Origin of the sequence: Embleya hyalina, from assembly GCF_003967355.1 — a bacterium.
Taxonomy (GTDB): Bacteria; Actinomycetota; Actinomycetes; order Streptomycetales; family Streptomycetaceae; genus Embleya; species Embleya hyalina.
The window spans coordinates 120,491-132,473 of sequence record NZ_BIFH01000044.1 but is presented as its reverse complement, the minus strand read 5'-3'; the positions used below and the strand labels follow the sequence as shown (position 1 = coordinate 132,473).

13 protein-coding genes and 1 pseudogene are annotated in these 11,983 nt (G+C 68.7%); 7 read left to right on the top strand and 7 right to left on the bottom strand.

Annotated features, from left to right (window positions below; genetic code table 11):
* Positions 1 to 356: 356 nt before the first annotated feature.
* Both EMA17_RS43340 and EMA17_RS43335 read right to left on the bottom strand, forming a co-directional pair.
* Positions 357 to 740, bottom strand: coding sequence for a hypothetical protein (locus tag EMA17_RS43340; RefSeq protein WP_126642731.1), 384 nt, complete (start codon positions 738 to 740; stop codon positions 357 to 359).
* Between the two features lie 2 nt (positions 741 to 742).
* On the bottom strand, positions 743 to 1,891 hold the full coding sequence (locus EMA17_RS43335; protein ID WP_126642730.1) for a serine/threonine-protein kinase: 1,149 nt from the start codon (positions 1,889 to 1,891) through the stop codon (positions 743 to 745).
* Between the two features lie 244 nt (positions 1,892 to 2,135).
* On the opposite strand from EMA17_RS43335, the gene EMA17_RS43330 reads away from it, so the two are divergent.
* The 3 genes and pseudogenes from EMA17_RS43330 to EMA17_RS43320 all read left to right on the top strand — a co-directional run bounded on the left by EMA17_RS43330 (position 2,136) and on the right by EMA17_RS43320 (position 3,826).
* The gene (locus EMA17_RS43330; RefSeq protein WP_126642729.1) at positions 2,136 to 2,603 is read left to right on the top strand and encodes a VOC family protein; all 468 of its coding nucleotides are present in this window, start codon (positions 2,136 to 2,138) and stop codon (positions 2,601 to 2,603) included.
* 150 nt (positions 2,604 to 2,753) lie between these two features.
* Positions 2,754 to 2,999 (top strand): annotated as a pseudogene (locus tag EMA17_RS43325) (aldo/keto reductase); the annotation flags it as partial.
* A gap of 407 nt (positions 3,000 to 3,406) precedes the next feature.
* On the top strand, positions 3,407 to 3,826 hold the full coding sequence (locus EMA17_RS43320) for a chorismate mutase (RefSeq protein WP_126642728.1): 420 nt from the start codon (positions 3,407 to 3,409) through the stop codon (positions 3,824 to 3,826).
* A gap of 367 nt (positions 3,827 to 4,193) precedes the next feature.
* On the opposite strand, the gene EMA17_RS43315 is transcribed toward EMA17_RS43320, so the two are convergent.
* Entirely contained in the window at positions 4,194 to 4,562 is a 369-nt protein-coding gene (locus EMA17_RS43315) for a hypothetical protein (RefSeq protein ID WP_126642727.1), read from the bottom strand.
* 697 nt (positions 4,563 to 5,259) lie between these two features.
* Here EMA17_RS43315 and EMA17_RS43310 point away from each other — a divergent pair.
* From EMA17_RS43310 to EMA17_RS43295, 4 genes are all read left to right on the top strand, one after another.
* A complete protein-coding gene (locus tag EMA17_RS43310; RefSeq protein ID WP_126642726.1) occupies positions 5,260 to 5,526 on the top strand; it encodes an RNA polymerase sigma factor in 267 nt (88 codons plus the stop codon).
* Between the two features lie 305 nt (positions 5,527 to 5,831).
* On the top strand, positions 5,832 to 6,350 hold the full coding sequence (locus EMA17_RS43305) for a SigE family RNA polymerase sigma factor (protein ID WP_246127275.1): 519 nt from the start codon (positions 5,832 to 5,834) through the stop codon (positions 6,348 to 6,350).
* 899 nt (positions 6,351 to 7,249) lie between these two features.
* Entirely contained in the window at positions 7,250 to 7,477 is a 228-nt protein-coding gene (locus EMA17_RS43300; protein ID WP_126642725.1) for a hypothetical protein, read from the top strand.
* 782 nt (positions 7,478 to 8,259) lie between these two features.
* Positions 8,260 to 8,694 (top strand): hypothetical protein, encoded by a 435-nt coding sequence (locus EMA17_RS43295; RefSeq protein WP_126642724.1) that lies wholly within the window; start codon positions 8,260 to 8,262, stop codon positions 8,692 to 8,694.
* A 204-nt stretch (positions 8,695 to 8,898) separates the two neighbouring features.
* Here EMA17_RS43295 and EMA17_RS43290 read toward each other — a convergent pair whose 3' ends face one another.
* From EMA17_RS43290 to EMA17_RS52285, 4 genes are all read right to left on the bottom strand, one after another.
* Positions 8,899 to 9,426, bottom strand: coding sequence for a site-specific integrase (locus tag EMA17_RS43290; RefSeq protein WP_126642723.1), 528 nt, complete (start codon positions 9,424 to 9,426; stop codon positions 8,899 to 8,901).
* A gap of 389 nt (positions 9,427 to 9,815) precedes the next feature.
* Positions 9,816 to 10,112 (bottom strand): hypothetical protein, encoded by a 297-nt coding sequence (locus EMA17_RS43285; RefSeq protein WP_126642722.1) that lies wholly within the window; start codon positions 10,110 to 10,112, stop codon positions 9,816 to 9,818.
* Between the two features lie 4 nt (positions 10,113 to 10,116).
* Positions 10,117 to 10,521 carry a hypothetical protein gene (locus EMA17_RS43280; RefSeq protein ID WP_126642721.1) on the bottom strand — a complete coding sequence of 135 codons (405 nt, stop codon included), beginning with the start codon at positions 10,519 to 10,521 and terminating at the stop codon, positions 10,117 to 10,119.
* A complete protein-coding gene (locus tag EMA17_RS52285; RefSeq protein WP_160161779.1) occupies positions 10,518 to 10,859 on the bottom strand; it encodes a polymorphic toxin-type HINT domain-containing protein in 342 nt (113 codons plus the stop codon). The genes EMA17_RS43280 and EMA17_RS52285 overlap by 4 nt, the downstream gene beginning before the upstream one ends.
* Positions 10,860 to 11,983 lie beyond the last annotated feature (1,124 nt).

Below are 11,983 nucleotides of genomic sequence, written 5' to 3'. Positions count from 1 at the left end.
GGCCAACCACGAAAGTCCCACCCGCCGCGACGGCGTGCCACGCCTCGGGGTCCTGCTCGCGGTCGATGTGTACGTCGGCGGCGGCGTCCGTGTCCCGGTGCCGGAACGCGGAGGGCAGGAACCGCGATCGGTCCCGGCCCAACAGGGCCACGAACACGTCACGGCCTCGGGCTCGGCCTCGGGCTCGGCGCGGTGGACGGTGTTCTCGTCGGGGGTGGTCGCGGTGGGTTGGGTCGCTTGTCCTCGTCCTCGCGGCGTGTACCCGTGTCGCCGCCCCTGCACCGGCTGCGAAGGCATCCGCGACAGGGCCGCGGTCCCGCACCGGTGGTTCGGCTGCACCACCCCGCGGCTCCTGGTCAGTCCCCGTGGTGGTTCTGCGGTCCGCAGATCGCGTGTGCCCGTCCGGACGCGGCTCTGAGCCACGGTTCGAGCCAATCGCCTGTGGCACGATCGGTCCGGACGGCTCGGGTGCAGATCAGGTAGCGGTGGCGGCGGCGATTGTGGCCCCAGCGGTATCCGGAGATTGGGGCGCCGGGACGTGGGGTGTCGTCGCCGTCGTCGGCGGACCAGATCGTCATCCGCCAGTACGCCTCGCCCTGCACGAGGTCGTAGACGTTGGCGGCCGTCGCGTCGTCGGGCAGCGGGAAGACGGAGACGGACACCAGGATCGGGGGATTCGAACTGCCCTGCTCCAGGTAGACCCCGGCCATCACCTCGATGCAGCCGTGCCCGGCGAGCACGGTCACCAGGTTGTCGGGGCCAGCCTCGGCGCACGGCCGGGGCCCCGCGGCCACTCGGACGTATTCGGTGTTGAAGTCGTTGACGAACCTCGCGGGCAGCAGGGCGTCCGCGGTGAACGGGGTCGGGTCGGACGTGCTCCTGTTCCACAATCGCTCGTCGACCGCGCGGCCTTCCCGCGGATTGCCGGCGGGCGTGCGGGAATTCGTCGAGGTGGCGCCGTCGGCGGGGGTCGGGGCCCGGAGCGCGGTTGCGGCGGTGCGGAGGACGGCGTGGGTGACGGTGGGGGCAGCCATCCGTGGTCGGCGCCGATCCGGGTGGCCGGGGCGGGGACCATCGTGCGGGCGGCCGCGGCGGTGGGCCGGGCGCGGGGGTCCTTCGCGAGGGCGGCCCCGACGAGGGGAGCGAGCGCTGCGGGAAGCCCGGTGAGGTCGGGTGCGCGGGCGGTGAGGTTGGCGAACAGCACCTGCGGGGTGCCGCCGGGGAACGGCGGGCGGCCGGTGGCTGCGTAGGCCAGGGTCGCGGCGGCGGAGAACACGTCGCTCTCCGGTCCGACGTCGGACCGCTCGAATTGCTCGGGCGACATGAACTGCCAGGTGCCCACGGTCTGTCCGGTCCGGGTCAGCGCGGTCGCCCCGGCCGGGCGGGCGATCCCGAAGTCGATGACTTTCGGGCCGTCGACGTCCAGCATCACATTCGACGGCTTGATGTCCCGGTGCACCAGCCCCGCCGCGTGGATCCCGCCCAGTGCCGCGAACATCCCGGACGCCAGCACGAGCAACGACTCACGCGGCAGCGGCCCGAACCGCTCCACCGCCGCGCCCAGCGGAATCCCCGGAACGAACTCCGTCGCGAGCCAGGGAACATCCGCGTCCGCGTCGGCGGCCACCACTCTCGCCGTGAACGCCGCATCGACCGCCCGCGCAGTGCGGACCTCACGGACGAACCTGGCCCGGAACTCGTCCTGCCCGCTGTTGAGAAGGTGCGGGTGCACCACCTTCACCGCCACCGCCACACCGTCCGGCGCCCGACCGAAGAACACACGCCCCATTCCCCCGGCCCCCAGCAGCCCGGCCAACCGAAACCGGCCCACCCGACGCGGATCCCCGCTGCCCAACGGCTCCATCACGCCTCCGAGTCCACGTCCTGTCATCCCGGCCGTCCGCAGACGGGGCCGACCGCAATTCAATCGCAGCAGCGCGGACCCCCGCAGCAGTCACCACCACCCCCCGAACCACAGTGGGACCTGGCGATCGCCCACGCCGATGCACGCGACGCGTCCGATCGGCATGTTTCACCCGAACAACGGACGTTCCCTGACCTGTACCGCCGGCATCGTCGGTCCCGTCGCCGGAAACCTCCGGCACCGGAAATCACTCGCGAAGGACCGGAACACGATGTCGCTCAACGCTGTCGCCCACCTGAACTTCCACGGCCAGGCCCGCGAGGCCCTGGAGTTCTACCAGTCGGTCTTCGGCGGCCGGCTCACCGTCGCCACCTACGCCGACTTCGGAATGCCCGCCGAACTGCCCGGCGCGACGAACGTCGTGTTCGGTCAGGTCGTCGCCGACAACGGCTTCCGGGTCATGGCCTACGACGTACCCGGCGAGCACGCACCGGCCGCCCCCGGCACCCCCACCACGCGCCGGGAGAACGGCACCACGATCACCCGGGAGCCGTTCTTCCTGTCCGTCCGCGGCGACAGCGTCGACGAGGTCACCCCCGTCTGGGAGGGCCTCGCCAAGGACGCGACCGTGATCGAGGCGTTCGGCCCCGCCCAGTGGGCACCCGCCTTCGGCATGCTCGCCGACCGCTTCGGCGTCACCTGGATCATCGACGTCGCGGCCGAATACACCCAGGACTGACCGTCCCGCGAGGTGTGCCGCCGGACCGGCCGCACACCTCCACCCCCGGGAGGGTGTAGGCCCTGACCCGGATGCCGGTCCGGCCGAGCGAACGGGTCGGCGTGGGGTTCGGGTCGGGGTTGCGGTACGGGTCGGACATCATCGTGCCCCCGCCGGTGGATCGTCTCCGCGGTCGAAGGGTCGCTGCGCCGCCTGGGCGTCGACCACATCGACCTCTACCAGGCCCACCACCCCGAGCCCGGCACCGACATCGAGGAAACCCTCGGCGCGCTGACCGACCTGCTGCGCGCGGGCAAGATCCGCGCGATCGGCCGCTCCTACCTGCCCGCCTCGGACATCGTCGAGGCCCAGTGGGCGGCCGAACGGCGCGGACTCGCCCGCTTCCGCATCGACGAGATCGTGCCGCCCGGACCCGACGTCGGACCCGTTCTACGAGCTCCGCCGCTACCGGACCCGACCCGGACGCCGGAACGAGTGGGTCCGGCACACGGAACAGGTCGTGATTCCCCTTCCATGCCTCGAAGGCAATGACGATCACCGCGTCCTTCACCGACGAGGAGGACCCGGACGGCCACATCCGGATCCGGCGGTTCCACAGCGAGGCGCGGCGCGTCGAGCCGTACGCCGCCGTCCACGACGGCGACCGCGGGAACCACGGGATCGACCCGGTTGTGAAGGACCTGCCGATCCCTCGGGAAGTCCGTGGTCGCCCGCGCGGCCCCCGATGCCCTGCTCCGCCCTGGACCGACGCGTCCTCGAACATCCCTCCACAGCAATCACCCGTACCTCTCGAGAAGGCACCGATGAACCGTCAAACGCAGACGAAGTCGCAGTCCGGGTCACCCGTCACGGCCAACGGAACCACCGACGATCGATCGGGCGAGGCGCCCGAAAAGCCCGCCGAACTGTTCGAACTGCGTGACAGCATCGACAACATCGACGCCGCCTTGATCCATCTGCTCGCCGAGCGGTTCAAGTGCACCGGGCGGGTCGGTGTGCTCAAGGCCGAGCGCCGACTGCCGCCGGCGGACCCCGCCCGCGAGGCGACCCAAATACGGCGGCTGCGCGCGCTCGCCGAGAGCGCCAAGCTCGATCCCGACTTCGCGGAGAAGTTCCTCGACTTCCTCGTCGCCGAGGTGATCCACCACCACGAGGCCATCGCCGACTCCCGCAGGAACAACGGCCCACGGGCCCGACCGATCCCGGCCCGACGCGCGAGGTAGTCCGACGGCGGAACCCCGGTCAACGCGGAGTACGGAACCACCCGCCCGCGCCGGGTCCTCGTCGTCTCTGCCCGAACGCACAGGGTCCGGCAGGCCGGGTCGAGGTCGTCGATCCACAACGAGCACGACTCCTCGCGCCTCGGGGCCGCGTCGCAGGCCGGCGCGGGCACGAGGCGGTCGCGTACGGTTCCCGTGGGATACGTCCGGCAGGTCGAGCCACTGTCGCCCACTCCATGGGGTGCTCCCCTCGTGTCGAAGCCGCCTGGTGAGAGGAGCCAGGCTGTTGCGTGCGTGCGACGGCCCGGTGCGTGCCGGGTCCGGGCGCAAACCGCGTTCTCTGCCCGGTGTTCGTGTGTCGGGATCTGATTCATGCGGCGTCGTCGGGCCCGTCGGAGTGGAGTGGGGGAACCAGGAGGGTGAGGAGGTTTCCGGCGGCATCGCGTTGTTCGGGAGCCGTCCAGGGGTGCAGCGCGACATCGACCGCCCGATTCGTGTATCCGTCGCGAAGCCTCCTGCGGCGTTCGAGGCGTATGGCTCGGTACCAGGCGAGTGAGAGCGCGCTCAGGACCGCGATACAGGTCACCACCGCGGCGATCGGGATCCACCATGCGGTCCCCCCGGCGACGGCCGTCGCGCCGGATACGACCGCGGCGATCCCGACCGGGACGGCGGCGGATCGTGCGGTGCCCAACGGGGAGATGGGGGCGCCTTCGGGTGATGGGTTGCTGTTCGTCACGCGGGGGCTATAGGGGCGGCGCAGGCACGTCCGTTGCGCCGTCTCGGCAATTCCCCAAAGAATATTCGGGATTCGCGTGAGCGTCCGGCATCGTAACGCCCTACAACTTCGAACAGTGGTGCCGACAGGCCCGCGCTGTCGTCGTCGGCGCCCGAGGGGAGGGCCACGTGGGGCGTTCGCCGAGCCGGGCCCGGGCCTCGCCCACCACTTCGCTGGCCGGTTTGCTCGAAGCCCTCGAATCCGACGAGGGGGTCTCGGTCGCGGTGGTCGGGCGCGACGTCCTGGACCGACTGGCCGTGCGCGTCCACGACCGCGAGTTGCACGCCGAACTCGTTGCGTGCGGCTTCTCCGGGCCGCGCTACGAGATCTTCTGCGGCGAGTTGGTCGCCTACGGGCGCCCCGTTCTGTTGCACTGGCTGTTCACCGGCGAGATCTATCGCCTGTGCGCGGCCAAACGCCGCGCGGTGACGTCGAACGAGCGCGAACGTCGCATCCTGCGCGGCCGGGGCGAGGAACGCGAGACGTTGATCAACCACACCCTGGCCAAAGGACTCGTCTTCTTCCGCGAACGGGCCCTGATCGGGGGCAATGGACCCCGGACGGAGGCGCGTCGCTCAAGACCTTCTTCATCGGCGCCCTGCTCCTGGGATTCAAGGACGCCTACGCGTCCTGGGCGGCCCAGCACCGCAAGGAGTCCTTGGACCTTGCCCTCGGGTTGGACCCCGAACTCGACCGCTGGGCAGTGGACGGCCTCGACCACGAGGGCCCCGAAGACGCCGTCGCCAGCCGCGACTTCGTCTCCCGCTACGTCGGCGCCCTCGCCGACGCGATCGATCGCACCATCGTGGAGTCGGTCGTGCAGGGATACACCCACGCCGAGATCGCGACCAGGACGGGCCTGAGCCCCGAGGCCGTGAACAGCCGCATCCATCGCCTGCGCCAGGCCCAAAGAAGGCGGACATGAACACACGAAGCGAGACCGACGTCGAGCACCGACTCGTCGATCGGGCCATCGCCGTGCTGGAACACATGGAAGCCGCGCCCGGCCGGGCGTCGGAGCACGAGCGGCGCCTGTGGCTGACCCAGCTCCACGATCTCAAGAACCACGACCCCGCCAGGGCCGACAGCGCCGCCGAACGCTACCTGCGTCTGATCGGGCACTCCTCCCTCGGGGAATCCACGCCCGGCAGCGCCGAAGGCCCGGCCGCCGAGGACCTCGACGTCGTCGCGGCCGCGACGTCCGACCCGTCCTTCCACGCGGGTCTTCCCGTGGTGACCGCAAATGCGGACCCCGGTAGCCGCGAGGGGCTCGACGTCGACCTCCTCACATCCGTCTACCGCGCCCACTACGGTTCCCTGCGGCGACTGGCCTCGCTCCTCCTCGACGACACCGACAGTTGCCAGGACGTCGTCCAGGAAGCCTTCATCCGTGTGCACACCGCACGCCACCGCCTGCGCGACCCTTCGAAAACGCTGGCGTATCTGCGACAGACCGTGATGAACCTGTCCCGTTCCACACTCCGGCGGCGGGTGATGGCGCTGCGCCTGTCGGGAACGCCGGGAGAAGGGACGGCGTACGAACCACACACCGAAGTCATCGAGCGGGACGCCCTGGTGCGGGCCCTGCGCGCGGTGCCGCGTCGACAACGCGAGGTCATCGTTTTGCGTTACTACGCCGACCTCACGCCGGAACAGGTCGCGGACCTTCTCGGACTCAGCGTGGGAAGCGTCCGCGCCCTGGCCTCACGCGGACTGGAGCAACTCCGCCGACGGATGCAGACACCCTGACCGACACCCCCGAAACCCGCGTCGACACACATGCGCACCTCGGGGAAACGAACCGGAGACGGCACACGCGTCGACTCCCCGTGCGCAGCCGACGGCCACGAGACCGTCGAGGCCGCCACGCGGTCACCGCGAGTTGCTCGACCAGGTGACAGCGCGTGACGTGGGTAATGCGACCGGACCCGGCGATACCGGGCCTCCTCCGCGAATCGGCAACGACACCACGGCCCGGGCCTACGCGGAAAACGCCTGTCGAGTACGTGGCTTGCCGTCACGATGCCACGTCGCCCCGACACGGCGCCGGGGAGTCCCGGGCGCGTGCTCGGGATCCGGTCGAAGTCACGCCGCCGACGGTGTGGCGGCCGTGTTCGCGTGTGTCGAGCATCGACGCGCACCGGGTGGCGACGGTTCCCACCACGAACCGCGCGTGGCGAGACCCGACCCGTTGGAACGGTCAAGCGGCCGTGGCCGGTGCCGTCACGGCCGCGCAACTCCGCCACGCCGATCGCGGCCGAGGACGAGACGACACAGACGAAGGAGACACGGCGAAGGTGACACCGACCGATACGGCTTCCTGTCACCGCATATTCGGGCAACCGTCACCACGATCAGCCACGAAAGACCTCTCCCACCAGCTGAGAACACCCCAACACCCGATGACACACGAAACCGAACAACCCACTGACGCCCCCACCGAACCTCACACCCCCTACCCGGTCGGTTCGTCGCCGCCTTCGGCAGCACCGCATCCCGCGCAGCATCGCATCTCGGCGACCGGAATGTCGCGCACGTTCTCGGTGGATGCGAGGCCCGTGGAGGGTGCCCTCGGTGTTGCCGCTCGATCGTGTGGTTGGACGCGATTCAAGGGATTCGCAAGATGATCGGGCCGTACAGTTCGGACCATGACCTCCACCCTGCGGCCGACCTCGGGTGTGGTGTCGGGGCGGGTGTACGCCAGGGTCCGCCCCCGCAGGTTCGTCGCGTGGAGTCCCCGCCCTCAGACCCGGGAGCTGATCGAGCGGGTCCGGGACGTGCTGGAGGAGTACCGCGAACACCAACCCCTGACGATCTGTCAGATCTTCTATGTGCTTGTGGGCTCGGGGGCGATCCCGAAGGCGGAGCAGGCGTAGGGGTGTTGTGAACGAACGTGTCACGAGCCCCAAACAGGCGGCGAGGTCGTCAGCGGCGGTGGTGTCGGGCGTCGGCGTCGACACTTGGACCGGTCGTACCTCGCGCCGGGCAGCGCGCGGAGGGCGTGTCGTGGGCGGCGGGCGTGCCGGGGAAGGGGTTCCGCGGCGAGCTCCGCGAAGGCTGCGGCGAGCGTCGCGGCGAGGGCGAGGGTCGCGGCCCGGTGCTGGTGCTGGGCACCTTGTGGCCGGAGTACGCGGGCCCCTACACCGCGCTGCCCCGGCCCGGCGGCCCCGACCCGCGCAGCCACGTTCCGCACCCTGCTGGCCAGGCGCACCGTCCACGTCCCGGACATCTTCGACGCGGACGCGGTCCGCGCTGCGGACCAGCTGGCCGAGCGCGGCGATCGGCTGCTCGCCGAAGCGCTGACGCGGGCCCGCCGCACCGGCCGGATCACCCAGGACCTGGCCGGCGCCCCGGAGTTGCTGCGTGCCTACCGTCAGGCCACCGCCCCCGCCAAGGCCCTGCTCCGGGCGGCGATGGACGCTCGCCGACTCGGCATGGGCCTGCACCTGCCCCGGGCGTTCATCGTCGACGCGGCCGCCGGCTACCTCGGCGATGACAACCTCGACAGCCTCCCCGACGACTGGCCGGAGACCGCGTTCGCTGAACTTGCCCGCCCCGTCCACGGCAGACAGGCCCCCTACGACGCCCACGCCGCACCCCCACCGGGCCCCTGGTCGGCGCCCCGGCGTCGTCGACGTCCGCGGCGGGCGGCGGTCCGGTGTACCGACTCGCGGACTACCTCGAACAGCACGGCCGCCACGAACGCCGCTACACCTGCCCACCCGCAAGCTTCTGGGAAACCGCTGCCCGCACCGCCCCGCCCGACGAACTGACTGCCTTCGCCCGTGCAGCACACGCCTGCGGACGCTACCGACATGCCGAACACCTCGCCGGACGGGCCGCCGACGCCGGAAACACCGACGCGCTGTGGGCGCTTGCCCAGATGCGGGAGGAGGCCGAGGACCGGGACGGCACCGAACAGCTATACCGGCAGGCCGCCGCCGGAGACGGCGCCGCTTTGGACAATCTGGCCCGCGTCATGGCCACGGACCAGCACCCCGCATCCGAGATCCTGCGGTACGGCTGGGAACCGGACGGCAGCATCTCCCCGCACTGGCACCCGAAAACACCAGAACTGGGCGACGAGCACTGACCGCTCAGGGCCGACGACATGCCCGACCACCGATGGCGCAGTCGTTTGGGGCTCCTGACACGTTCGTTACGCGCCCGGAAGGATCCACGTCCAGTTGCTGGAACCCGTCTATGGGCTTGCCGAGGATCCTCGCGGCGTACTCGGTCACCTCCACCGGAAGTTGTGCTTCCTTCACGGCGGTGAACTTCGTGCTGGTGGCCTTCTTCAGCTTGGCTCATTCGGTGGCGGGAAGGGTCCGCTCGACCCCGAACACGAGAACCTCGCGCTCCACCGCCTGGCGGCTCCACTTCGACTTCTTGAAGCTGGCGGTTCAAGCCACCGGCAGCCGGGTGCTGCGCCGATCCGGCCGTGCTTGTCGATCCGGCGGATCAACGGCCCGGTCAGGGGCTGGTCGTGGTCGACCAGGACCGCGCGCCAGGCCCGGAACGCGCGCACCGGGCACAGTTCCTCGTCGTCCTGGGCGAGGATGCGGGTGATGCTGCCGCGTGCGGTGACGTCCGACTTGGACACGCGGATGTGCACGAGCAGGGCATCCGTGTGCAGGACCTCGCCGGTGGCGGTGTCGACGAGTTCGATCCCGGTGAGTTCGTCGATGTTGGGCTCTCGTCCGGCAGGTAACGCTTGCGTCGCCGCTTTCCGGTTTGTGGGTGAATCCACCTTCGCCGCGGGGTGGTTGGTTCTACCGTGGGTACCCGTTTCCGGACTGGGGGGGTACGTGATGGATCCGATCACGATCGGCTTGTTGGCGGCACCACAACAGCGGGAGACCCGACACCATCGCCGAACCCCGCAAAACACCAGGCCACAGGGCGGATCAGGCCCGCGGACACCCGCGGCTACCCCGTACCGACACCCCGAGACCCGAAAAAAACCGCGGTTGCCTTACGGCGCATCAATACATCAACGAGAAACCCACAACAGTTCTCACGAAACCACGGAAACCCCAGACCACCACCACCGGGCCGACCCGAGAAACCCCCACCACCACAACCCGAAACCACCAACCCACCCGATGGATTCTCAACCAACACAGGAAAACCCAGAGCAGCCGTCAACCCACCCCACCACCGCAACACTCCGCCACAACACACCAACCACCACCCCCGGAACCACAGCCACGATCACAACTGGGGAGGCCAAGTAATAAACCCTTCGAACCTCACCTCCGTCTCTTCGTCTGACAAATCCCCTCCAATACCATGCCATCGCGTAAACTTTCCGGCAATTGCCAGTCGGATATCGAAAGCCCATGCCATGTAGTTAACTACCTGAAAAGCAGTCCCGACACGATCGTCAGACGAGCCCAGTTCATCCACCAGTTTTCGCAGCACCGGCACAACCGACTGCTCGGCAATCCAGCAACTGCGAATCGACTGAATGATTCTGCTTCGGCTTTTTTCGTATTCTTCGTCTTCCATCGAACTACCTCGCTCCGGTGAAGTAGACCATTACCTCTGTGAAGGTACCGTCAGCCTTTCTGACCGACCAATCGCGATCGATGGATACAGAGGTCCATCCTCTGCTTCCAGCCTGCTGACCAGTCCACGTACCACGTGCTGCATCCTCCAACGAGTGACCGCTCCGGATCAGTTCGTTGAACTTCTTGAGATTCGCATCCAGAGGACCATCATTCCAAGAGCTCGTGATCCCTCTTGGTTTTCCTGCACCGCCAAACTGACTCAAAGCTTCCTCGAACATCTCCGTACCCGACGGAACACCTTCATATCGGGTTCCGTCCGGCCTCCTGGCCACGACGGTCATCTTCACCGTCCCGTCTTCGAGACTGGCCGTAAGCCCACGATTGTCGTTCCCGCCATAGCGGTTCACGTAGTATTTGCCACCCCCAGAAAAAAAGCAGGACAATTGTGAACAAGAACCGGCGTGACACTTGCGCGCACATAATACGTGTGGTCGTCATCAACCGTCAGGTCATGCGTGCGTTGCTGCTGACCATAGATTCGAACGGCGGACAGTTGAACCCAGGCACCTGAGGCCGCCCGGAGCCACTGGCCGGGCTTCAGGTCGCCCGCGTTAACCCACTGCCTGAGGTCGGGGGCCCAGAATGGGTGGTTGGTGGTGGCGATGACGGAGGCATCGCCGTTGTCGGTTTTGACAGTAAGGTCAGCGAATTCTTTATCGTCCTCGGTGGTAAATTGCCCGCACATCACGGCGCCTGAATCATCCGGCCCGCGTAACCCCGTGGTGAGTAGCGAAGGTACACGTCCGTCGCCTGGGCGTACGTGTTCCGTCCCTCTCCGGCTCCGCCCGGTCCCTTGCGACCGGCGCACGGCACCCATACGGCCCGAAGGGTATGCCGGCGCGACAACCGGGTCGTGGATCGAGTCGCGGCGTGCCGAGCCCGGTTCTTCATGCGCTCTACGCCTACGGCAAGGCGCGCAGTGCCGGTGGCGGAGTGGCAATCGGATGGCCATGCGCCCGTGCACGCGGAGTGGGCATCAAGGCTGCGCACCCGTGACATCCCCACATCACGAACGGGAGGAGAACGCATGGCAGGACGAAGTCGGCGCGGTGGTCCTGCCCCCGGGGGTGGCAATCGCCTCACCGAGTGATGGGCGCTCCAGGGTGTGACGTCAGCAGCGAACGATCCGGTCGAAACGTTCGGGCTGCACGAATGACGCAATGAGGCGAGTCTGACCTGGGCCGACGGGGTAACAGGGGCCGTCGCCTCCCCACTTGATGATGGCCTTGACTTTGACCCAGTCGCTACCGCTGGTGCAGTGGCGATAGTAGACATCGGTGAGGGGGCCGTGGTGGGCGAAACTCACTGCACACGGCCGAGCGGCCCGTGTTGACGTCTCCGCGGCCTGGGCCGGTGCTGCCGCCGTGATCCCCAGCACGACGGCGGTGGACAGTGCGCTCATTGTCGTAAGCCTGGCCACCGCAGTTCGGCGAAGGAATCTTGCTGATTGACGCACTGCTGCCTCCTGGAATCAATCGAATCGTGTGCGTCGTGATGGGCGCTGGAATTCTCTCCGAAGCCGATCCTGCCCGAGCGCTGCCGTGGTGTCGTTGGCATTGCGCGCCATCTGATTGACATTGCGCGCCATCTGCTCAGCGCTGCGCCGAACGGTGCCACGGGGAAAGGGGGCTTGGTGGCGAGACGCTGCCGACGCGGGGTGGGCCGGTGCAGTGACGGGCGGCGACGGTACCCGCCGGATCACGGGTTCGGGACCGCGCGCACGGCCAGGTCGATGTGTCCCGTCACGGCGGGGTCGACGGCGCCGACGCGTTTCGCGTTGTCGAAGCGGGTGGTGCGCAGCGTCGCCGG